The organism is Peribacillus sp. BM1, assembly GCF_056679975.1.
This window is the reverse complement of the sequence record NZ_CM155259.1, coordinates 549,281-573,606: the sequence shown is the minus strand read 5'-3', so window position 1 is coordinate 573,606 and position 24,326 is coordinate 549,281. Positions and strand designations below refer to the sequence as shown.

Genomic DNA, 24,326 nt, shown 5'->3' with positions numbered 1-24,326 from the left:
GGGGGTGATCTATATTGGACATCCTTTTCTTTTTATAGTATTGATAATAACTATCATTTTCATTCAGGCTAATAGAAATTATTTTTAAAAGGCTTTATCCCGCATTAACGGAAAGTCAAGACTTCCACTTCAAGGCTTAGAGGAATCGAAGAAGCGTAGGACAATTGCCTGTAATCTAGTTGCGGCTCCTAGCCCGTCTGAGATCATAAGCTGTAGTACTCTGTGGCAAACTACGCCACGCCGTATTACAGCTGCTTTGTCGGACTGCCACAGGATGATGGCATGTCTCTGTTTTTCACAGGACGTGAGCGATCTTAGGAGACGTTCTTTGTACCAGTCGTCTCGCTTTTTAATGTAAAAGGATTGGTGAGATACAGTGAAACTTACCGAGAGTTGCGCAGAGGTAAAGTTTGCGCCCACAGGATGTGGGTCACACAGACATTGAATCGGGTTTTCGTACTGTCGATTGATCAAAGCTGTCGCTGCGATCTTAGCGACAGTATAACGGGATTAACAATCAGTGGGGGATGAAGAAACCCCCACTGATTGAAGTTTCACTTTATTACATTTATGCTAATCCCTTAGTTGACATAGTAAATGTTTGTAGATTATCAGAACTAAGACTATAAGAAACAACTTTCTCTTTGTACTGCTTGACTACATCAACGTGATTATCGTAATTATAAACAAAGAAATTAACATCTTTTTTGCCTTTTTTTACGTTGATGACAAATGGAGTAACATTAGTCTCTGGATGTAAAAATAATTTTTCATTGCCTGGAAATATATAATATTTTTTTAAAAAGTTAGCTTCATTAAAATAGTTAGTAAATCTAACTTTTTCTTCCTCCTTTAAATTCTTTCCGTTAAATGTTACAGTAACCTCTTTTGAATCAAGGTTTGGATGAAGTTCAAATTTACCTATGACCCATCCCACCATTGCACTTGGAGGACTAAGTAAAAATTTGAGAATAAATCCAATTACTAAACTAATAACAACAGTCCATGTCATATTATATTAACTCCTTTTTTAGCTCCAGTGAAAATGAAATCGTTTTGATCGTTTAACTGATTCACTATTATTGATTTTTATAATAAAGACACCAATTTTAAAATGCAATTAAATATGAGATGTGTCACTAATTGTTCAAATAAGAAAAACTTTTTTAACCGGATATTTAGCTGTTTAATCGGGTTCTAAAATCTTTAAATAACTTGATATATGGGCTTTTATTAATAGCTAAAGATGAAGGGAAAGGGTGTAAACAATCAAGTGGATGGTAAAATTAATTGAAAAGTGGATGGGTACAAGTGTTACAAATTATTTTATAGTGATGAATTAGATGAAATATTATATATGGGCATTTTGATAGAACTTTTTATCCCGCTTTAACGGGCAGTAAAACCCCCACTGATTGAAGTTTCACTTTATAAAAATACAATAAAGAAGTGGACTATGAAAATGTTGATTGCTTTTGTCGGATCAGTATGGGCAGTGAGTAAGAGTAACAAAAATTATAGTGGCTCTACTAAAAAAATATTACAAACTTAACATTCATATATGTCATCGTTATTCTATTGTCTATCATTGCACTTGGTGCGTATATTAGTTTTTCCGTTTAGTAGAAATTAACGTAAATAACCTATTAGTCGTGATGACTCAATAGGTTATTTATAATGATTGAATCTAAGATAAAAGTAAGGGGAATTAGGGTACAATATTTAAAAAAGAGTTTTTTAAAAGGGATGCAAATAAATGGACTGGAACATTGATCGAAAAGCTAAAAAGCCGATTTATAAACAAATTGCTGAGTATATTGAGAATGGCATTGCTGATGGAACTTTTCCCCCAGATAAACCCCTACCCTCTGAGAGATACTTAGCGAAAGAGCTAAATATAAATAGGAGTACTGTTGTAGCCGCATATGATGAGATTGAATCAAATGGTCTCATTCAACGTAATCATGGAAGTGGTACCACTATCAGTAAGGATATATGGGGGATAACTAAAAAACGTATACCTAGTTGGAACAGATACATTGAAGCAGGTTCATTTTTACCTAATCTACCGGTTACTCAAAGAATACGTAAAGAGATGGAAGAGCAAAAATTAATTAATTTAGCCAGTGGTGAATTATCGGAGGACCTCTTTCCGGTGAACGCCCTAAGGGAAATTACTTCAACTCGGTCTTTTATCGGTAGGCTAGGTTATGATCATCCACAGGGTAATGCAGTATTAAGGACTACCATTACAAAGCATGTGAAGGAATTCCGAAATATTGAAACAAATCCATCATCCATACTTATCACTTCTGGAGCACAACAAGCTTTACACCTAGTCGTTCAATGCTTATTAAAGCCTGGTGATGCAGTGGTGATTGAAGATCCATCCTATCATTATAATCTCCCAATATTTAAATCAGCAGGTTTAAAAATTTTCTATTTACCAGTAAATGACGATGGTATAGATCCCAATGAATTACTGGAATTACATAAAAAACATCGTATAAGAATGATATTTTTAAACCCAGCTTTTCAAAATCCAACTGGAACTTTGCTAAAAGAGAGTCAGCAGAAAGCGATTTTAGAAATATCATCAGAACATGGAATTCCTGTTGTGGAAGACGATCCGTATAGTTTAACGTCTTTTAAAGGAGAAGAAGTTTCAACATTAAAATCTCTGGATAAACACGGAAATGTCCTATATATTAGCTCTTTATCGAAGTTTGTAGCTTCAGGTTTAAGAATTGGCTGGATTATAGGACCACAATCGGTAATAGAGAGATTATCTGATGCTAAACAACAAATTGATTTTGGACATGCTAGCTTTACCCAATGGATCGCTAATGATTTTTTAGAATCAGAGCATTTTCATTCTCATCTCAAAAAATTAGTGAAGGAATTAGAAAAGCGGCGCAACCAAATTGTATCAAGTTTTAATTATTTTCTAAAAGATCAAGTGGAGTTTATGATTCCTCAGGGTGGAATCCATATTTGGTGCCAATTAAAAAGAGATGTGGATGAAATGAAATTATTGGAAAATTCTATAAAGCGAGGAGTTATCTATGTTCCCGGGTCTATGATGGGAACTAAAAAATGTTATGCACGATTCACTTTTGCTAGGGAGAATGAAGAGAATATAAATGAAGGAATAAAAAGGTTTGCGGATGCACTAAACTAAAGCCAGATGAAAAAAGAGAAGGGACTTCGGAAAATCAGCGCAGATACCCACCTTCATAAGGTGATGCAATTGGAGAACCTGAATTCTTTTCATCGTTGGGTTGCGTGTAGTCGCTCATGGATGTTTTTTATGGTCTAGGAGTAAATTGGATGGGCGATCATCCAAAGTGAGTTTACGCAGTAGTATTAACTCTCTCGATTTTGTGAATGATAACAAAGGAGGGGGTGTGATACCATGGCTCAAGATGTTCTATGTGAGGTAAATAACTGCCAGTTTTGGAGTTCTGGAAACCAATGTCAAGCAGAATCTATTTACGTAGTAAGTAATAAGGGCAAACACGCATCCAATAGTGAAGAAACGGATTGCAAAACATTTGTACCTGAAGTTTAATTAATGTTTGGAAGGATGTCCTAATGGGTCTAGCCTAGCAAGCAATAAACAGTTTATCCTACACTATAGTGAAAATTGTTTATCGTAGTTGCGTGGGGGTGATCTATATTGGACATCCTTTTCTTTTCTATAGTATTGATAATAACTATCATTTTCATTCAGACTAATGGAAATTATTTTTAAAAGGCTTTATCAACTTTTAAATTTATCCTAAACGAATTTCACAAAATTAGTATGTATTGTTATTTCCAAAATGCGGCCTAAGGAAAGATAATTAAATACAAGAGGTGTAAAGGGTATCTCATGAGGGTCTGACTCGCACTCTAAATCAGTAGGTAGGAACGCTTATCCCTATACTGTATTTAGTTGTTGATGGGTCTGACCCTTTTTTTGATTTACTTTTTCTATGTTTTCTTATTAACTGAAGTAATTTCTTTTTCATTTTAGAAACATCCGCTTTTATAATGTGAAATCTTAAAAGTTTGTCATTAATTAATCGCTTCCATTGTCAACAAAATAGATATCTCATACCGCTCAAACAAAAATTTGTAAACAATAATACGTTATTTAATTTTAAATTATCAAATTATTGTTTACAAAATGACAAGAGCATAATATGATATAAAGTATAAAAGTTTCCTAAGGGAAACAAATTTGATGGTGAGTTAAATATTTATGCTTGGTCTAAAAAAATAACTCGAGCTATAATCTATGACACTGGGAAAAACCTTCTATAGACATTATGAATTAAGGAGTTGTCTACAAAATGACATATGCAATGTCTGTTCAAAATTTATATGTTTCATATCATGGCGAGGAAGCTTTACATGATATAAACTTCACCATTGAAACAGGAATATTGGTTGGAATTATCGGACCAAATGGAGCAGGGAAGTCTACATTACTTAAATCTTTGCTTGAACTTATTCCAAAAGATCAAGGTACAGTTGAAGTGTTTGGTAAATCAATCAATGAGATGCGTAAAAAAATTGCTTATGTTCCACAACGAAGTGATATGGATTGGACCTTCCCGATATCAGTGATTGATACAGTTCTTCTGGGAACTTACCCAGGTTTAGGCGTATTTCGCCGTCCAAACAAGAAACATAGAGAATGGGCCTACCACTGTTTAGAAAAGGTGGGAATGGAGAAATTTAGCCAGCGGCAAATTGGCGAGCTTTCCGGTGGACAGCAACAGCGTGTTTTCCTTGCGAGAGCGTTAGCACAGAAAGCGGATTTATTTTGCCTAGATGAGCCATTCGTCGGGATTGATATAACAAGTGAGGAAACGATCGTGAGAATTTTAAAAGAATTACGTGACGAGGGAAAGTCCGTGTTTGTAGTCCATCATGATTTGAGTAAAGCAAATACGTATTTTGATGAACTTATATTATTAAATAAGGAGCTGATTGATGTAGGCCCTGTTAGTGAGGTATTTCGTCCTGAAATTATGATGAAAGCTTACGAATCACAACTTACATTTATGAAACAAAATGAGGTGACCGTCTAATGGAGTTTATCCATGCATTATTGGAATATACATTTTTACAAAAAGCTTTATTAACTTCGGTAATGGTCGGGATTATATGCGGTGTGATTGGCTGTTTTATTATTCTAAGGGGAATGGCATTGATGGGAGATGCTATATCACATGCCGTGTTACCAGGGGTCGCTATTTCTTACATGCTAGGTATTAACTTCTTCTTTGGGGCAGTGTTAACCGGAGTACTAACTGCCGTTGGAATTGGATATGTCAGTCAAAATAGCCGAATAAAAAATGATGCTGCAATCGGCATTATTTTCACAGCATTTTTTGCGATTGGGATTATTCTTATATCATTGGTCAAAAGCTCGACAGATCTTTATCATATATTATTTGGCAATGTGCTGGCCGTCCGTTCTTCTGACATGTGGATCACATTAGTTATTGGGATTATCATTCTTGCAGCGGTCTACGCCTTCTATAAAGAGTTGCTTGTAAGTTCTTTCGATCCAACTATGTCAGCAGCATACGGGCTACCCAATCGATTAATTCACTACTTCTTAATGACATTATTAACGATGGTGACAGTCGCTTCATTACAGACTGTAGGGGTCATCCTCGTCGTTGCGATGTTAATTACACCTGCTGCAACAGCCTATCTACTGACAAATCGCTTATCAGTCATGATTTTCATGTCAGCAGCATTTGGAGCAATATCAGCAATTTTCGGTTTGTTTTTAAGTCTTATTTACAACGTAGCCTCTGGAGCGGCAATCGTCTTGGTAAGTACATTTCTCTTTGCTTTGGCATTTATATTCTCGCCTAAGCAAGGCGTGCTGTTTAGAACCATTAGAGCAAAAAAGGCGAAATCTGTACTTCGAGATAAGTCACTCTCTTAAGAGATAAGGTGAACCTTCAATCGGTGGGGGCTTCATCCCCACTGATTGTTAGTCCCGTTCTACTGTCGCTAGGATCTTCGCTTTCGCTTCGATCAATCGATAGTACGAACCCGATTCAATGAATCACAGACTAAGTGCGCCGCGTCCTGCGGCAACGTCTGTGTGACCCACATCCTGTGGGCCGCAACTAGATTACGGGCAGTTATCCTCATCTCTGTCTTCGATTTCTCTAAACCTTGAGATGGGGTTCTTACTGCCCGTTAATGCGGGATAAGTAAAAAGTTAAAAATAAGGAGGAGAACGTAATGAAAAAAATTGGGTTATTATTATTAGTTTCACTATTCGTAATTAGTGGATGCTCACCTAAAGCGAACACATCAACGAAAGATAAAGATGATAAAATAAAAGTAGTCACAACTTACTCCATTCTTTACGATATTGTTAAGAATGTCGGCGGTGACAAAATCGACATATACAGCATTGTTCCTGTTGGAACGGACCCACATGAGTATGATCCATTGCCAAGAGATGTTCAAAAAACAGCCGATGCTGATATCGTATTTTCTAATGGGCTTAACTTAGAAACGGGAAATGGTTGGTTTGATCGACTGCTAGAAACAACAGATAAGAACGGAAAAGATGCACCCGTCTATGTATTAAGTAAGGGAGTTGAACCACAATATTTAACTTCCAAAGGCAAGGAATCAGAACAAGATCCTCATGCTTGGCTAAATATAGAAAACGGGATTAAATACGCTGAGAACGCTCGTGATGTTTTAGTAAAAAAAGACCCTGATAATAAAGAGACCTATGAAAAAAATGCTGAAAATTATATTAGCGAACTACAAAAGCTACATGATGATGCAGTTAGTCGATTTTCTGATATTCCAAAAAATCGACGTGTTTTAGTGACAAGTGAAGGTGCATTCAAATATTTCTCAGCTGCTTATGGACTTGAAGGTCAATATATTTGGGAAATCAATACGGAAAACCAAGGGACACCAGATCAAATGAAACGAATCGTTGATATTGTAAAGGATAAGGAAATACCTGCATTATTCGTAGAAACAAGTGTGGATCCAAGAAGCATGGAAAGTCTTTCAGGCGAAACCGGAGTTAAGATTAAAGGTAAGGTTTTTACCGATTCAACAGGAAAACCAGGTGAAGATGGCGATAGTTACCTGAAAATGATGAAATGGAATTTAGATATGATTCATGGTGGATTAGAATAATATAGCGTGAATTAGTTTTATAGTTCAGGATCGTTGATTGCGATATAATAAAAAGCTCCTCCTAGGTGTTTGAATAAATATGGTTTGTTAACCATTATTTATTTGAACACTAGGAGGAATTTTTATGTTAAAAGACAAATTTATTTTTAGTATACACAACATGATATTGTAACTATTATATTGTTATTGCAACAAAGTACAAAAGGTAGATATATATATATCAAAAAATATATAGGCAGGATATGAAGAAAGCCATACTGCTTCGTGAGTAATAAAAAAATTGTGATTGTTATATATCTTTATAAAAGTATTGGTAATTATCAAAAAAAAGTTGAAAATGAGTAGCGCGGCTGTATAATATAGTGAGAATGATTTTCAATACATGATAAAAAGGGGAAATATAGTTTATGAGAATGTTTGGATTATCTTCCGTTTTATTAATATCTATGAGTCTTTTATTTGGTTGTTCAGCGAATGAACAATCTTCGAAAAAAGATACTAAATCAAATGAAACCGCTTCTTCAGCTACTAATTTAGAAGATGTAACAAAGGCTTATCGAGACTTTGCGATAGGAGAGATCAGTCAATTTGTTAAAGCGACAGAAGAGTTTACAGAAGCAGTAAAAAGTGGAGATATTGAAAAAGCGAAAGAATTGTACCCAACGGCGCGGATGTATTATGAACGGTCAGAACCGATTGCTGAAGTATTTGGAGACCTCGATCCGAAAATCGACGCACGTGAAGGCGATGTTCCGGAAGAAGAATGGACCGGTTATCATCGAATCGAAAAGGGTTTGTGGGAAGAAAACACAACAAAAGGCTATGAAGAATATGCCGATCAATTGTTGAAGGATACAAAGCTACTTCGTGCAAAAGTTGAAACGGTCGAAGTAACACCAGATGTACTTGTTACAGGTGCTGTGGACTTATTAAATGAAGTGTCCACTTCAAAAGTTACTGGCGAAGAAGATCGTTATTCACATACTGATTTATATGATTTTGCTGCCAATGTCCAAGGAGCTGAGAAAATCTATGAATTACTGCAATCTGAATTAGAGAAAAAAGATCAAGCTCTTTCGGAAAAAATTGGTGAGCATTTTAACCAAGTCAATCAATTACTTGAAAAACACAAAAAAAATGATAAATATATTCTTTACACAGAATTACAGGATTCCGAGATTAAAGAGTTAAGCCAAGCGATTGATGCTTTAGCTGAACCATTATCACAGCTTGGCATTGTTATGGAGGGATAAAATTGTCCGATTCATCCAAGAAACAAGATATGGAACCTACATTTTTGGATAAGCAAGTGACACGTCGAAATGTCTTAAAATATACAGGCATAGGTGGCCTTGGGGTCCTAATTGGAGCTTCTAGTCTTGGTGGTGTCTTTGCTATGACGAATCAAGTACCATCTAAGGTTGGAAAAGTCGATAAAAATGAAGCCATTCCTTTTTACGGGAAACATCAAGCTGGGATTATAACAGAAGCGCAGAATCATGTATATTTCGTTTCCATGGACGTGATAACTACGAAGAAAGAAGAGGTAAAACAGTTATTTAAGGAATGGACAGAAGCGGTTGCGCTGATGACAGTTGGAAATCCAGTTGGAGAACGATCTACGAATCATTACATGCCACCGAAAGATACGGGTGAAGTGATGGGTCTTTCACCTGCGAATTTAACAGTCACTTTTGGAGTAGGTCCTAGTCTGTTTGTTTTGGATGGAAAGGATCGCTTTGGTCTGAAACATAAACAGCCAAAGGAATTAGTTGATTTACCAAATTTTCCGTTTGACTCTTTGGAAAAAGATTGGACCGGTGGGGATTTATGTGTTCAAGCATGTGCGGATGATCCACAGGTTGCGTTTCATGCTGTACGAAATTTAGTCCGCATTGCAAGAGGAAAAGCAACAATTCGTTGGGCACAAGAAGGATTTCAACGTTCAAAGCAATCTGATCCAAAACAAGAAACGCCGCGTAACTTATTTGGATTTAAAGATGGAATTGTAAATCCTGATATCAAGAATCAACAGCAAATGGACAAGGACATTTGGGTCCAATCTGGTGATGGACCGAATTGGCTTGCCGGAGGATCCTATTTAATTATAAGAAGAATTCAGATGTATATTGAAGTGTGGGATCGCTCGACTTTAAAGGACCAAGAGGAAACTTTCGGACGCTATCGAGATAGTGGTGCACCATTAGGTCAGAAATTAGAAATGGATCCCATTGATCTTGAATTGAAGGATCATAGTGGAAAACTTGTGATTCCACAAAACGCTCATGTACGGCTAGCGAGAGGTGATGGAAAGCAAGTGATGCTTCGTCGACCCTATTCTTATACAAATGGAATGGATGCTAAAACAGGGAGCTTTGATGCAGGATTATTATTTATTAGTTTTCAACGCGAGCCTAGTAAACAATTTATTCCGGTACAGCAACGTCTTGCGAAAATGGATAAATTAAATGAATATACGGTTCACAAAGGAAGTGCCATTTTTGCTTGTTTACCAGGAACGTCAATAGGTGGCTTCATAGGGGAAACATTATTCTAGTCTACAATCTCCATGGAAGAAGGAATATCTATGCGCTCAGTCATTTTTCAAAAATGCTGGATCTTACTATTAATGGTCGTGTTGCTTAGTTTTGTAAAAATACCTTCAGCTTTAGCAACGGAAAATCATGATGAGTTATTTATCTTTATTGGTGATGCTTTAATGGATACAAAGGATGCTGATTGGGAGTCCGTTTCTGACTCGATGAAACAATTTGAACAAAAGTGGCAATCGATTAAAAAATCAGATAGTGCATTTGCAAAAAAGGTTGATCACCAATTGACCACAGTAAATTCCCTATTAAAAGAGCAAGATCAGTTAGCGGTGAATCAAGCACTTTCTGATTTATCAAAAGCTGTTCAAGAATATGATACTGAGCAAAATCCAGTAAACAATGAGAAGGAAAAAGAGAAGGTAAAACAGCTATTTCCTATGGTAGAAAACATCAGAAAAACCGTTGAAACAGGCAACTTTACCAAAGCGAACGAGGAGTATAAAGCTTTCCTTTCAAAATGGAATTCCAATGAGCTCATAGTTCGTAATGAAAGTGTCGTTTCCTACGGAGAGATCGAAAAGCAGTCAGCCTTTTTGCGGATTGCGATCACTCAAGATCCGCCGAATCAGCAAAAAGCGTTGGTGGCATTGAATGATTTAAAGACAGCGATAAATAACTTTTTAAGTGGGAATATTCAAGAAAAGTCTACTGATACGTATAAGTTGAATGATGGCTTACATTTATTAAATAGTGCCGAAAAGAAAATTCAAAGCCAGGAATTTAACGAAGCTATTTCTGATCTCAACAAATTTTTAACGATATGGCCCATGATTGAAGGAGAAGTACGAACAAAGAATAACCAGTTGTACAATGACATTGAAATGAATGTTCCAATGATTATCAGTATAATCAGCTCCAAAGAGATTGATACAAAGAAGGCTGAATCGATGATGAATGATCTTATTGATCGAATTGGTTTGGTTATGGAGAATACTAGTTACTCAGCATGGGATGCAGCGCTTATTTTATTGAGAGAAGGTCTAGAAGCACTTTTGATCATTGCAACATTGGTGGCATTCCTTAAGACCACAAATCAAGCAAATAAACAAAAGTGGATCTGGGGAGGCGTAGCAGCTGGGGTTTTCGCAAGTGGAATTATAGCGATCATCATTAATCTTATTTTTTCAAAAATAACTGCTGCTTCAAGTCGTGAATATATTGAAGGAATTACAGGGATCGTCGCCGTACTAATGATGTTAACGGTAGGAGCATGGTTACACAACAAGACGAACATCAGAAATTGGAATCAGTATCTTGATCGACAAATGAAACAAGCAGTTGCAACGGGGAGCTTATTCTCTTTTAGTCTCATTAGCTTTCTATCAATTTTCAGAGAAGGGGCAGAGACCATCATTTTTTATGCCGGAATGGCACCAGAAATGAGCATGAGCCAGTTATTACTAGGAATCGTTTCTGCTTTACTCTTATTGATTGTAATTGGATATATCATCATTCGTTATAGTGTCAAAATACCTATTCGTCTGTTCTTTATCATTGCTACACTGCTCATTTATTTCTTTGCTTTTAAAATTCTTGGTGTTAGCATTCATGCATTACAAATCTCGAATGTCATACCTACAAATCCTATCAAGTCATTTATATTTATTCAATCGATAGGTATTTATCCTACATTTGAAACGATCATCCCACAAGCGGTTCTGCTAGTATTTATTATTGTTGCTGCGATATGGGTGAAGAAACATAATCGGGTAAAAGTGATGTAACCAGATTATCCTATGGGTAATCTGGCTTTTTTATGTACTTAGAATGAAAAGAAAAAAACTGTAAATTTATTTCGCATGAATCGAAGAAGTTGCGGTGCTCTTTTGTTTTATTGCCTTCGTAAACGATGCTATTTTAGACGCCGTTCAATTTCCGCCGCAATTTTCAATCCATGGAATCGTCCATCTTCAATATAAACACGATTTGTAGTGCCTCCAGTTACAACACCTGCAAGAAAGGCATTTTTAACGTTTGTTTCATAAGTGTCTGGATTAAAGGTCGGAACTAGTGTCTGAGAATCAATTGTAATCCCCATGTTTTGAAGCATCGTTGTATCTGGTTGATACCCAATCAGTGAAAATACATAGTCATTTGGAATCGTGATTGGACCTTCTGGAGTTTGTAGGCAAACTGTTGTTTCATTGATCTCTTCAACACTGGAATTAGGATAAAATTTTATTTTTTCCTTTTCGACAAAATTTCGGATATCTAAAAGTAAAGATGGTTTAATCCCTTTGTAAACAGTGTCCCCACGATGGACAAGTGTAACACGCGCCCCGCTGCGATACAGGTCAATTGCTGCTTCGACAGCAGAGTTCTTCCCGCCAACTACGATTACGTCTTGTCCATGGAAGGAATGCCCTTCTTTGTAATAATGCATAACCTTTGACATATTTTCGCCTTCAACGCCGATTCTTTTCGGGTGATCAAAAATTCCGGTAGCGATAACAATCATACGGGCTTGATAAGAACTATTTGTTCCTTTGCGATCAACGGTATGTACAGTAAAAGAATCTGTATCTTTCGTTACACGATCAACTTTTTGATAGCATTTAATATTAATAGCTTGTCGTTCTGTAACGAGTCGATAATATTTTAACAACTCTGTTCGTGTCGGTCGAACTTCTTGGGATAAGAAAGGGATATTTCCTATTTCCAAACGATCTGAAGTACTATAGAAGCGCATATCCAATGGACAATTAACAATGGAATTCACAATTGCTTCTTTTTCAATAATGACATAACTGATCCCTTTTTCTTGTAGAGCAAGGCCGGTAGCTAAGCCGCATGGACCGCCACCGATAATGACAACATCATACATGATTTGATAATCCTCCATTTATGATTTCGCTTTTTCTTCTATCATCTTTACCTACGTTGAGTATAAAGATACTTTCGTTTGCTCTTTTTTCGCTATAATCAATTGGGTTCACCCTTTTGTTAACTGAAAAGTACTACTATTATTTTGATAATAAATTATATGGTTGGACTGTCATACTTTTAAAAAACAATTTTCCCATACTGTCGCTTGGTTTTACATATTGAGAAATTAGTATCACCTGAATTATCAATGATTAGATTGTTAAGTAATTGACACACCGACCAGATGACATTGTAGAATATTTTAAAAAAAGACTGTCATAAAACTTGCATAGTGAGGGTAAAGATTATAATATAAGTATTGGTGTTTTTAAAATGCCATTTCATATGTATGTCAGTGTTACAAATTTGGATAATCGTGTTACTCAGAATGAACTCTTTGGCATCAGGGAAGTCTCTTTACTAATTCAGAAAAAAATTGGATGAAAACGCGAATACCTAAAAGGACCAAATTAGCTATATGTTTTGCGCATAGTAGTCATATGAATTGAGGATGACAGACAGAAAAGATAGAAGTGAAAATACAGCAGCATTAGTATACAGTTTAAGAAAATGACAGCAGTTAGCTACTAGAATTTAAGATGAGGTTATTTAATGAAGTTTTTTCGATAGTATATCTGGCTACCGCCAATCCTTCTTTATTTTTTAAGTACCAGCATTTTTTGCTTTAGTCTCTTCCGTATTCTGTCTGTGACGTATCAAAATGCTATCGAGTATCAGAAACAGAGGAATTTTATCATAAAAGAGTACATAGGGGGATCTTCTCAAAAAGTAATTTGCCACTCAGGTACATTCGTGTTACGTAATATTAAAAATGTGTCACTTTTATAAAAATTGGTAATCAATTTCATGAATGCAAGACAAAGCAGTCCGCTCTTTGATTTGCATAAGGAAAAAAGGGAGGGCTTATGACTAGATATATTGTTTCAAGATTATTTGAGGCGATGGTGGTGCTTCTTATTGGAAGTATTCTCTGTTTTGCATTTATTCGAATACTGCCAGGAAGTCCTGCCGCCGCCATGTATGGGGATCAGATTCAAAAAATGAGCCAGGCTGATCAGATACGTATTGCTGAAAATCTTGGTTTGAATGAACCGTTATATACTCAGTATGCCAAGTGGTTTATCGGTGTGCTACAAGGAGAATGGGGGCGGTCATACACGACGGGTGAAGAAGTTAAAATCATGATTGCTCATGCGATTGAACCGACCATTATCCTCATATTGGCGTCTGCGGTTTTCACAGTAGTCCTGTCTCTTTTTTTTGGAGTCATAACTGGGCTCCGGCGCTACTCATTTTTAGATCATGCGACCACCGTTGCTTCTTTTATCTTCATGTCACTACCATCTTTTTGGTTTGCCTTAATGCTCATGTTATTTTTCTCCGTCTATTTAGGTGTGCTACCAACAGCTGGTTTAGGTCAAGAAGGAATAGGGGATTGGTTGAAGCATCTTATCATGCCAGCTTTTGTTCTGGGTATATCTCATATTGGGTATTATATTCGTATATTGCGCAACCACGTCGCTGTCACGCAGGAAAAAGAGTTTGTTTGGGCTCTCCGGGCACGTGGCATTTCTGAGAAAACGATTCTTTGGAAGCATATATTTCCAAATGCTTCACTTCCTTATCTGTCTTTTATGGGGATGTCCCTTTCGCTTACAATCGCCGGATCTGTTGTGGTAGAGACACTGTTTTCATGGCCAGGTCTTGGGAGTCTTTCATTAAAATCAGCGCTTGCCCATGACTATCCCGTTTTGATGGCTGTCATTTTGCTGAGTATGGGTATCGTTATTCTTGGTAGCTTTGTGGTTGATCTCATTTGTGCATGGATTGACCCGAGAATGCGGCAACATCTGTTGAAGGGGGAAGGCAGATGAGAGGGAAAAGAAAGTGGTTTGTAAATGCTCTACTTTGTTATTTATTAATCTTGCTTTTGGTGACCTTTTTGGCACCAGTCTTAACACCATATGATCCTCTTTCAATTGGGTTAGCGAAAACTTTGCAACCACCAAGTGCTGCTCATTTATTTGGAACGGATGAACTGGGCCGTGATGTATTGACACGATTGTTGTACGGGGGGCGTATATCACTTACTGTCGGAGCGGCGGCTATGATGATGGCAATTGTGATTGGCGCAGGCTTTGGGGTTATTAGTGGATTTTTGGGCGGAGTGGTTGATCGCATTATGATGAGGATACTTGATGCACTCCTAAGTATTCCGAGCATCTTGCTTATGATTGGGATTCAAGTATTGATCCCAGCCAGTTTACTTTCAGTTGTGGTTATTATCGGCATGACAAGTTGGATGCCGATTGCCCGTTTAATCCGGACAGAGATCTTATCTTTGAAAGGAGAGACTTTCATTCAAGCTTCGGTTGTGGTTGGAGCTTCATCTTCTCAATTGTTAACTCGGCATTTACTGCCACAATGCTTACCGACGATTATTGTGATGTCCATTAGTGGAGTGAGTCATGCCATTTTATCAGAGGCAACTCTGAGTTTTTTAGGGATTGGCATACCACCTCATGAACCGTCATGGGGAAATATGTTAATGGGGGCGCAAAGTTATTTATTATCAGGCGCATGGTGGATTGCTTTGTTTCCGGGCCTATTAATTACTTGTACCGTTCTGGCCGTTACCTATTTAGGTGATGTGTTGCAAGACCGCTTTGCTCTACCACAATTAAAGAAAGGAGGGAGATCATGAAGGAACATGTATTAACAGTTGAAAACCTTTCTGTATGTCTTCAGTCAAACAAGGAACAGCAGCTTTTGGATAATGTTGCATTTGTTGTGCCAGCAGGTGAGATTGTCGCCATTATTGGTGAAAGTGGTTCTGGAAAAAGTATCACAGCAAAAGCGATGCTTAACTTATTGCCAAAAGGAATCGCCATCTCTTCCGGTAAGATAGAATTTTTACATGAAAATGTGCTTACTATGAGTAAAAAGCAACAGCAGGTTTATCGCGGAGCCCAAGTGGGATTTGTGTTTCAAGATACATATGCTACTTTTGATGCCATGCAAACGATTGGGCAGCACTTTAGAGAGTTGTTTTCCACCCATACGAATCTTTCGAAGCAAGAAGTAAAAGAGCGAGCCATTCAATTATTGCAAGATATGCAGCTGCAAAATGCAGAGAATGTTTATGAATCGTATCCGTTTGAACTTTCCGGGGGAATGAGACAGCGTGTTCAGCTCGCACTTGCTTTAGCACTTGATCCAGTGTTGTTAATTGCGGATGAACCAACAACAGCATTAGACTTGCGTATTCAGGCGGATGTCCTACGTCTAATTAAGGATTGGAGCACTCGTACAGGGGGCAGCGTTCTTTTTATCACACATGATCTTGGCGTGGTTGCTGAAATGGCAGACCATGTTGTTGTGATGAAAAATGGAACGGTTATTGAGACCGCACCAGTCATGAATTTATTTGATCATCCAGTTCATGAACATACGAAGCAATTGTTGCACCACCACCGGAATCTTACAAATATACGGGAACAGCTACAAATAGTCGAAAGTAGGCCACTCCTTACAGTAGAACATGTAGGGAAAGCTTATTTCAAAAAGAAATGGTTCCACAAACATTCTGTACAAGCTGTGAGCGATGTTAGCTTTCCTATTCACAAAGGAGAGATTGTTGGATTAATTGGTGAGAGTGGGAGTGGAAAAAGCACGCTTTCTCGTTTATTGCTACAGTTGGAATCATACGAGAAGGGTAAAATTATCTGGCATGGATCCTCTCCCTTTCGAAAAGGAGTCCAATGGGTACACCAGGATCCACTGGCGTCATTTGATCCTCGCTGGGATGTCGAGAAGATTGTTGGAGAAGGACTGGATTATTGGAAAGAGAATGGTGAGAATAAAAAAGAAAAAATCAAGGAAGTGTTACAAAAGGTCGGGTTACATGAACATATCCTTTCAGTTTACCCTTACGAGCTTTCAGGAGGAATGAAGCAGCGTGTTGCCATTGCAAGGGCACTTCTCCTACAGCCGGAACTTCTCATTTTAGACGAGCCGTTTGCCAGTCTGGATATGAGTTCTCAGGCAAGAATGCTTTCGCTATTGCAAGAAATAAATCAAAGGGAAAAAACAGCTATACTATTTATCTCACATGATATTCGCGCAGCAATGGCACTTTGCCATCGTATTCTTGTGATGGAAAAGGGGAGAATTGTTGAAGAGGCACATGCAATTGAGCTGGTCTCTTCAATAAATGTCTATACGAAAAGTTTATTATCATCGATGCTCATTTTGCATCCTAGTAATCGATTAGAAGAAAAAAGTACAATGGAGGAGAATGAATATGACATTCAAAAAAACTAAAGCAGTCCTTATATCAACATTTGTATCAAGTATGCTGTTATTAGCAGGTTGTGTTGGGGACAAATCGGCAGAAAAACCTACAGATAAATCTCATCAAGCAACCAAACAGCTCGTCTATGGAATAGAGGCGGAAATCGAACAAGTGAATCCAATTTTAAATGAAGAAGAACATAGTGAGCTTGATAGCTTGATATTCCGGGGCCTTACTAAACCGACAGAGAAAAATGAAATTGTTGCTGACTTGGCAACGGATTGGAAGATCTCACCCGATCAGTTGATTTACACATTTACTCTTCGTGATGATGCAAAATGGCAAGATGGAAAGCCTGTCACAGCTGAAGATGTGAAATTTACCTTAGATAAAATCAGGGATCCAAAAACAAATTCGCCGATTTCTGGTGATTTCAATGAAATAAAGGCCGTTAATGTTCTTAAAGAAAATCAAGTGCAAATTACCTTAAGCAATCCGTTCCCGCCTTTGCTTGACAAGCTGAAAGTCGGTATTGTACCAAAACATATATTGGAAGATGAAGATATTAACACAACGGATTTTAACCAAAATCCAGTTGGGAATGGCCCTTTTAAGCTGAAAGAGTGGGCAAATGATCATACGATTACGGTCGAGCGTAGCGAAACGTATTATGGCGTGAAACCAAAACTTGATGAGGTCGTCTTTAAACCAATACCGGACGCTAATACACGTGCCTTACAATTAAAAACTGGAGAAATAGATCTTGCTCTCATGGAACCTAATCAACTTGCAAGTGTAAAAGAAAATGATGATTTTACTGTAAAGACGATTTCAACAGCGGATTACCGGGCCGTCATGTATAATTTCCGAAATCCTTTATTCAAGGATGCAAGGATTCGCCAAGCAATGAATTTAGGGATTGACCGTGAGGCAATTGTAAGTGGTATGCTAGCTAATAAAGGAGAGCCAGCATACGGTCCACTACAGAAATCCTGGGCTAATGCACCACAAAAAGACATGTACACCTATCAACCTGAAAAAGCAAATCAATTACTAGAAGAAGCGGGCTGGAAAAAAGGGAGCGACGGTGTCCGTGTTAAAGATGGAAAAAGATTGGAGTTTGATCTTGTTTCACCGATAAGTGATCCTGTTCGAGTTGCACTTGCTAATGTTGTAGCAGAGCAATTGAAGCCGCTCGGGGTTTCCGTTATTTTAAAACCATTGGACTGGTCAGCGATAAAACTAAATGAAGTAGATGCCTTTGTAATTGGTTGGGGCAGTCCATTTGATCCTGATGATCACACATACCGTATTTTCCATAGCAGCCAAATTGGTGATGGTCTTAATAATTTGACTGCTTACAAAAATTCAAAAGTTGATCAGCTATTAACAGACGCGCGGATCAATCCAGATAAAGAGAAACGAATACAATTTTATGAGCAGTTCCAAAAGGAATTAGCAATAGATCCGGCCTTTAACTTTCTTGTTTATTTAGATGCGTTATATGGTGTAAATAAACAAGTAAGTGGCATTACCACCCGTACATTAGGACATCATGGTTCTGGAGTGTTATGGAATATTGAAGAATGGGATAAACAATAGGGGGAGTATATGGTGGAAGATTCTACACTAAAAAGATTTGGCGTTTCCATGGAAGGTCATTTACTTCGAAAGTTTGACCACTTAGTTCAACAGAAAGGGTATGAAAACCGCTCTGAAGCCGTTCGGGACCTTGTTCGTGATGCCCTAATTCAACAGTCATGGGAAGAGGAAGAGCAAATTGTAGCAGGAACCATCCTTTTATTCTACAACCATCATCAAAGAAATCTGCTAGAAGAACTCACTAAAGTCCAACATGATATGCATGATTTTATCTTGGCTACTACACACTTCCATTTGGATCATGCCAGCTGTCTTGAGCTCATCGTAGTAAAGGGAAAAGCCAAAGACATTCAGCAGCTCAGCAATAAATTGACAAGTTTAAAAGGTGTCGGTTATGGAAAATTTACAGTGGCACCAGTAGAGCAAGTATAATGGTTAATTGAAATTATTTTATCCCGGTTTAACAGTAATACCCGCACCTAAATGCTTATTTAGCGAATCAAGAAAAAATAGGTGGGGTATTTCTTGTTAATCTAGCTATAGGGAAGGAAGTCGTTTGTGACATGAAAAGAAAAGACTGGAAAGGGTTTATCTGGAATCGGTATATGTTAGGTGTTTTAGTAATTCATGTCTTAGGAATCATCGCGTTATTTACCGTAGTACCTGCACATCCAACCTTTATCGGTTTGGGAATCGCAGCGTATGTTTTTGGTATTCGTCATGCATTTGATATTGATCATATTGCTGCAGTCGATAACACGATTCGTAAATTAGTTGCACAAAAGAAAGATTCAAGAGGAGTAGGGTTCTACTTCTCATTAGGGCATTCAACTGTTGTCTTTTTATTAGCTGTACTAACTGCTGTATCTGTAAAGTTTGTCGCAAAATACATGTCTAGTATGCAAGATATAGGTGGCATTATCGGAGTAACCGTATCAGGTGTTTTTCTAGTATTTTTAGCGATATTAAATTTAATGTTATTTATTCAATTATGGAAAATTTTCCGTCGATTGAAGGCGGAAAAAGTGTCCGAAGCAGAGCTAGAGAAAATGTTTGAGGCGAAAGGCTTTTTTACTCGTTATTTAAAGCCACTATTTAAAGTGGTGACGAAAAGCTGGCATATTTATCCGATTGGGTTCCTATTTGGTTTAGGGTTTGATACAGCAACAGAAATTTCGTTATTGACGATGTCAGCTGGTGCAGCGAAAAATAGTTTACCTGTACTTGGTATCATCTCACTTCCATTATTGTTTGCCGCTGGTATGAGTTTATTTGATACGTTAGATGGCATTATGATGACGAAGAGTTATGCTTGGGCACATAATAAACCTGTTCGAAAAGTTTATTATAATTTAACAGTAACAGCGATTTCTGTTGTTGCGGCACTGGCGGTTGGGATCGTTGAACTAGCACAAATTACGACCGAAAAACTACATTTATCAGGTGGATTATGGAATGATCTTGCAGCAATCGATTTTGGGAATTTAGGCTATTTTTTAGTTGCTGCGTTTTTAATTATTTGGGGTGTAGCAGTTTTTATTTGGAAATTTTATAAAATCGAAGAGCGCTATACAATAAAATAATACTTTAATGTACGTATTTAACGGCTAGGCCAGGACCCGCTTTCACTATTGGTTGGCGTTAGATTAAAAAGACGATTTTATCCCAAGTTAAGGATAAAATCGTCTTTCTATTCCACGGAATGTATTTTATGTAGAGAAGTTGGCGCGGCTCCGTCTAGTAGGAAATGATATAAGATGATCCCACCTGAATAAGGGAAAGTCATACAATTGTCATAAAAATAAGGTTTAAATGATTGTTGGGTGCTTATCATGCATGTATACTATAAATAAAAATGTTAGATTTTGTTTGAAATTGTTATAGTTTGTTGAGTTTGTATAAAAGGAGTAATTAAGTTAATGGGAGAGGTTGGTGATAAATTGTTAGCGAGTGAGAGGCAGAAACAGATTAAAGAACTCGTCGTAAGTCGCAAAACGCTTAAGATATCCGAGTTAAGCGAAAAGTTTCAGGTTTCAGATATGACCATTCATAGAGATATAAAAGCGATGGTTGAATCTGGATTTATAGTCAAAACCTTCGGTGGGATAAGTTTGGCTAATCAAGACACAAACGTATCGAATCGAAATGAATGTGTGGTTTGTTATAAAACTATTAATAATAGACTCTCTTGTCGTATAATTCTAACAGAAAATAGAGTGGAAACCACGTGTTGTATGCATTGTAGCTTCATACGTAACCAAATGCTCGATAATGAGGTACTTGAGATATTGTGTGATGATTTTTTTACAAATACAACGATAAGTGCTAGGAATGCTTATTTTGTGTTGGATACAACTCTTGATTTAGGTTGTTGCCAGCCTCAATTTCTTTCCTTTAATCAAAGTGAACATGCAAAAAGGTTTGCACGAGGATTTGGCGGAAACGTTGTAACATTTACAGAAGCGATGGAAAAAGAAGCTAAACAAAGGGAAAAGAGTAAAGGTTGCTGTTAGTATGAATAAGACTGTTCTAAGAAATATTTTAATAGTATGTGTGATATTTTTTATTTTTGCGGTTCCACAAGGAGTTTTTGCGCATGCATTGCTAGAAAAAGCGACTCCAGCCCCAGATAGTCACTTAAAGTCTTCTCCAAAAGAAATTGATCTGATGTTTAATGAAAGACTTGAAAAAGAACTTTATTCGATAAAAGTATTTAATGAAGATGGCGAACTAGTTAGTAAAAGTAAAACAGAGATTGGTAAAGACCAAAAATACATAAAGCAAGCTTTACCGACTCTTCCTAACGGGAACTACGCCATATCATATAGTGTATTATCAGCAGATGGTCATCCAGTAAAAGGGTCTTATGTCATTTCAATAGGTGAAGGAACAGTTCTAAAAAGCAATATGAACCAACTTGATGTAGATAAAGCCGATAACGAATCTTCCCTGTATAGCATCTATAATTCTATAGTAAGGGTTCTTTATTATATTGTATTGCTCCTTGCTACTGGTTGGATTATATGGGGCACTTTGAAAAAAGCAGACAGTCCAGAAATGAGGACAAGTTATCGACAGTGGGCTATCTATTTGCAAATTATGCTTTTGACCACAACCATTGGCATGGGGTTTATGCAATTTATAGATCTGTTAGATAGTTGGACTTTAAGTGGTATTTGGTCCGTATTAACGGGTACGACAATCGGGATATCTTGGTTTCTATCCATGGTATTATCTCTTTTGGGTTTTGTACTTTTATTCCGTTTTAATTGGTTGGATAGATTGTGGGTATTTATGATTCTTGCGGTAAAGAGTATAAACGGACATGCCATGGCCTTTGATCCACCGATTCGTACCATTTCAATAGATATCATCCATTTACTCGCAGCTGCGATATGGGCAGGGGGGCTATTTTATATCCTTGTCTTTTGGAACAAGCAACGAGAGCATGTTCGCCGATTTTTACCGATGTTCTCTCAAGTAGCGTTAATAAGTATCCTTGTTCTATTCGTAACGGGAATTGCTTCAACCTTGATCTTTTTACCGGAAGTTCGTTATCTACTCTATACGCCATGGGGAATTATGCTATTAATCAAAATCGCCTTAGTCTTATTGGTAATCGTAACGGGCGTTATTTTACGATATATCATGAAAAAGGCGAAGGAAGATGCTGTCGAGAAATTGTTGAAAGTCGATTTTAGTTTGATGATCATCATTTTAATCATAGTGGGGATTTTTACTCACTTAAGCCCTATGCCACAAAACGAACCGCTAGTGTGGCATGAACGAGAAAAGAATATCGAATTCACAACAACAATTTCACCAAAGGTACCCGGTACGAATCATTTCATGGTTAAAGCAAACTCTCATGAAGAGGGTATAACGATTAAACGGATTGAGCTATTTTTAAAATACCAGGATAATCCTGATGTCGCTCCGATTCAAGTACCTTTTTCCGAGATAAACCAATCAATGGATGTTCAATACATGGTAGATGGCCAATATCTCCCTTTTGCTGGGAACTGGATTGTGGAGACGCGAATATTAGATTCAGAGGATAATGAGCATGTATTTAGTCAAGATTTTATTGTGTACTAAAAGCTAATATAAAAATGGGGGGAATTTATGATGAAAAAATTATTAATATTCACGGTAATGATGATTGCTGTATTTTCTTTATTTGCCGGTATGGCAAGTGCCCATGTTACGGTTCAGCCAAAGGAAACTTCACAAGGGCAATATGAAGTGTTTACAGTCCGAGTTCCGTCTGAAAACGAAGAGGTTCCAACAACTAAAATTGAGGTGAAATTCTCAGCTGAGGTAAATATCACTCGTTTTGAGCCAAAAGCAGGCTGGCAATATGAAGTTCAAAAAGATGCGTCGGACAAAATTACGAGTGTTACGTGGACAGCAGAAGGAGAAGGCTTAACACCAACTGACTTTGGACAGTTTAATATGCAAGGAAAAGTAGCCGATGATGCGACAGAAATCGTTTGGAAAGCATATCAAACGTACAAAGATGGTAGTGTAGTCGAATGGGTTGGGGCACCGGATGCTGATAAACCAGCTTCTGTGACAGTAGTAAACCCAGGTGCTGGATCTGGTCATGATCACGGACATGGAGACGTATCAACGGATTCTATAACGAAAGACAATGGAGCTAAAGAACAGGTGTCTGAAGAAACAACTACATCAAGCTCGAGCAATGCACCATTATACCTTTCTATTGCGGCCTTAATTGTAGGATTGTTATCACTAGGGTTGTCTTTTAGAAAAAGAAGTTAAATACACTGCGAGGCAAGAGAATAGACTCTCTTGCCTCCTTTTAATTGTCTATATTCATTTGGATGAACCTCGTCAAATTCAGGGAAGACTACTTAATTAAGGGAAAATAGATGAAGAAGAGCAGATTCCAAATATGAATTTTGAAAGCTGCTCTTTGGGTTATAAGTGGCTCATGGCCTAGAGCCGCGGTTCGTATAATTCTTTCAAATTCAACTGAAAAAATACACATCACTTCAATCTCCTGTTAAAATTAAACGGAATACTGATTACTGGGAGGAGTTCGTACGATGTTTAAAAAAATTGCTTCAGACGCATTAGGTTTATCAGATATCGGAACAATTATTTCACCTTCGGATTATGACAAAACAGATGCCGACGATTATATCATGCATGAAGATGATGAAAAGATCTATTTTTTAATTAAGACAAAAATGGATGAGTACTGCTTTACGAACTTGGCGATCGTTCATGTGGATGGAGAAAGTGCGATTTCCTCTAAAAGAACATTGAAGCGATATCCGTATTCCCAATACATCATATCTGATGTATTCCTTGAAACGGCGGGGAAAATTGATTTAGATGTTGAAATCAAATTTAAAGTAGGAAAAGAGCAATTTGATATTGATGTAAAAAAAGACCAAATTGAACAATTAAAAGATTTATATAAATCACTTTTACGTATTTCTGAAATCACTCATGAAAATAAGATCTATATCGATCTGGCATCGCAAAGCTTAGATAAAGCAGTAAGTATTCTACAAAACTCACGAACGGATGACAATAAATTAGCAGATACATACAGAGATTTAACAGACTTTGGCTTTACGTGGTTAACTTCTGTTCGTGAGCAGTACCATACGAAAGACTTTGGTGAAGTATACGAAAAGTATATTAATAACTAAATACGAGACTGTAAAATTATCGACCTCAGAAGCTGCTCTTCTGGGGTCATTTGTGTTCTC

The 24,326-nt window shown here is 37.3% G+C and carries 20 protein-coding genes; 18 read left to right on the top strand and 2 right to left on the bottom strand.

The window, feature by feature from the left end; genetic code table 11:
• Positions 1–568 precede the first annotated feature (568 nt).
• Positions 569–1,012, bottom strand: coding sequence for a YfmQ family protein (locus tag AC1MGI_RS02865; protein WP_480348370.1), 444 nt, complete (start codon positions 1,010–1,012; stop codon positions 569–571).
• A 744-nt stretch (positions 1,013–1,756) separates the two neighbouring features.
• Between AC1MGI_RS02865 and pdxR the strand changes: the two genes are divergently transcribed.
• The 8 genes from pdxR (at position 1,757) to AC1MGI_RS02825 (ending at position 11,521) form a co-directional block, all read left to right on the top strand.
• Complete coding sequence (gene pdxR / locus AC1MGI_RS02860) at positions 1,757–3,181, top strand: MocR-like pyridoxine biosynthesis transcription factor PdxR (protein WP_480348369.1); 1,425 nt, start codon at positions 1,757–1,759, stop codon at positions 3,179–3,181.
• Positions 3,182–3,415: 234 nt separating this feature from the next.
• Entirely contained in the window at positions 3,416–3,571 is a 156-nt protein-coding gene (locus AC1MGI_RS02855; protein ID WP_480348368.1) for a DUF1540 domain-containing protein, read from the top strand.
• Between the two features lie 766 nt (positions 3,572–4,337).
• On the top strand, positions 4,338–5,081 hold the full coding sequence (locus tag AC1MGI_RS02850) for a metal ABC transporter ATP-binding protein (protein WP_480348367.1): 744 nt from the start codon (positions 4,338–4,340) through the stop codon (positions 5,079–5,081).
• Positions 5,081–5,953, top strand: a complete 873-nt coding sequence (locus tag AC1MGI_RS02845) for a metal ABC transporter permease (protein ID WP_480348363.1) — start codon at positions 5,081–5,083, stop codon at positions 5,951–5,953. The genes AC1MGI_RS02850 and AC1MGI_RS02845 overlap by 1 nt, the downstream gene beginning before the upstream one ends.
• Before the next feature lie 305 nt (positions 5,954–6,258).
• Positions 6,259–7,185, top strand: a complete 927-nt coding sequence (locus AC1MGI_RS02840; RefSeq protein ID WP_480348362.1) for a metal ABC transporter solute-binding protein, Zn/Mn family — start codon at positions 6,259–6,261, stop codon at positions 7,183–7,185.
• 407 nt (positions 7,186–7,592) lie between these two features.
• Positions 7,593–8,438 carry an iron uptake system protein EfeO gene (gene efeO / locus AC1MGI_RS02835; RefSeq protein WP_480348360.1) on the top strand — a complete coding sequence of 282 codons (846 nt, stop codon included), beginning with the start codon at positions 7,593–7,595 and terminating at the stop codon, positions 8,436–8,438.
• A 2-nt stretch (positions 8,439–8,440) separates the two neighbouring features.
• Entirely contained in the window at positions 8,441–9,742 is a 1,302-nt protein-coding gene (gene efeB / locus AC1MGI_RS02830; protein WP_480348358.1) for an iron uptake transporter deferrochelatase/peroxidase subunit, read from the top strand.
• Between the two features lie 30 nt (positions 9,743–9,772).
• Positions 9,773–11,521 (top strand): FTR1 family iron permease, encoded by a 1,749-nt coding sequence (locus AC1MGI_RS02825; RefSeq protein ID WP_480348356.1) that lies wholly within the window; start codon positions 9,773–9,775, stop codon positions 11,519–11,521.
• A 128-nt stretch (positions 11,522–11,649) separates the two neighbouring features.
• Here AC1MGI_RS02825 and AC1MGI_RS02820 read toward each other — a convergent pair whose 3' ends face one another.
• Positions 11,650–12,639 carry a YpdA family putative bacillithiol disulfide reductase gene (locus tag AC1MGI_RS02820; protein ID WP_480348354.1) on the bottom strand — a complete coding sequence of 330 codons (990 nt, stop codon included), beginning with the start codon at positions 12,637–12,639 and terminating at the stop codon, positions 11,650–11,652.
• A gap of 949 nt (positions 12,640–13,588) precedes the next feature.
• On the opposite strand from AC1MGI_RS02820, the gene AC1MGI_RS02815 reads away from it, so the two are divergent.
• From AC1MGI_RS02815 to AC1MGI_RS02770, 10 genes are all read left to right on the top strand, one after another.
• Positions 13,589–14,557, top strand: coding sequence for an ABC transporter permease (locus AC1MGI_RS02815; RefSeq protein WP_480348352.1), 969 nt, complete (start codon positions 13,589–13,591; stop codon positions 14,555–14,557).
• The gene (locus tag AC1MGI_RS02810; RefSeq protein ID WP_480348350.1) at positions 14,554–15,387 is read left to right on the top strand and encodes an ABC transporter permease; all 834 of its coding nucleotides are present in this window, start codon (positions 14,554–14,556) and stop codon (positions 15,385–15,387) included. Before AC1MGI_RS02815 ends, AC1MGI_RS02810 begins: the two co-directional genes overlap by 4 nt.
• Entirely contained in the window at positions 15,384–17,006 is a 1,623-nt protein-coding gene (gene nikE, locus AC1MGI_RS02805; RefSeq protein WP_480348349.1) for a nickel ABC transporter ATP-binding protein NikE, read from the top strand. Before AC1MGI_RS02810 ends, nikE begins: the two co-directional genes overlap by 4 nt.
• The gene (locus AC1MGI_RS02800) at positions 16,987–18,579 is read left to right on the top strand and encodes an ABC transporter substrate-binding protein (RefSeq protein ID WP_480348347.1); all 1,593 of its coding nucleotides are present in this window, start codon (positions 16,987–16,989) and stop codon (positions 18,577–18,579) included. The genes nikE and AC1MGI_RS02800 overlap by 20 nt, the downstream gene beginning before the upstream one ends.
• Positions 18,580–18,591: 12 nt before the next feature.
• Positions 18,592–19,011, top strand: coding sequence for a nickel-responsive transcriptional regulator NikR (nikR, locus tag AC1MGI_RS02795; RefSeq protein WP_480349685.1), 420 nt, complete (start codon positions 18,592–18,594; stop codon positions 19,009–19,011).
• A gap of 131 nt (positions 19,012–19,142) precedes the next feature.
• Entirely contained in the window at positions 19,143–20,162 is a 1,020-nt protein-coding gene (locus AC1MGI_RS02790; RefSeq protein WP_480348346.1) for a HoxN/HupN/NixA family nickel/cobalt transporter, read from the top strand.
• A gap of 336 nt (positions 20,163–20,498) precedes the next feature.
• Complete coding sequence (locus AC1MGI_RS02785; protein ID WP_480348344.1) at positions 20,499–21,092, top strand: DeoR family transcriptional regulator; 594 nt, start codon at positions 20,499–20,501, stop codon at positions 21,090–21,092.
• A gap of 1 nt (position 21,093) precedes the next feature.
• Positions 21,094–22,677: a copper resistance CopC/CopD family protein gene (locus AC1MGI_RS02780; RefSeq protein WP_480348342.1), complete on the top strand. Its 1,584-nt coding sequence runs from the start codon at positions 21,094–21,096 to the stop codon at positions 22,675–22,677.
• A 27-nt stretch (positions 22,678–22,704) separates the two neighbouring features.
• On the top strand, positions 22,705–23,364 hold the full coding sequence (locus AC1MGI_RS02775) for a YcnI family copper-binding membrane protein (RefSeq protein ID WP_480348340.1): 660 nt from the start codon (positions 22,705–22,707) through the stop codon (positions 23,362–23,364).
• A gap of 287 nt (positions 23,365–23,651) precedes the next feature.
• Complete coding sequence (locus AC1MGI_RS02770; RefSeq protein ID WP_403075557.1) at positions 23,652–24,266, top strand: PH domain-containing protein; 615 nt, start codon at positions 23,652–23,654, stop codon at positions 24,264–24,266.
• Positions 24,267–24,326: the final 60 nt, after the last annotated feature.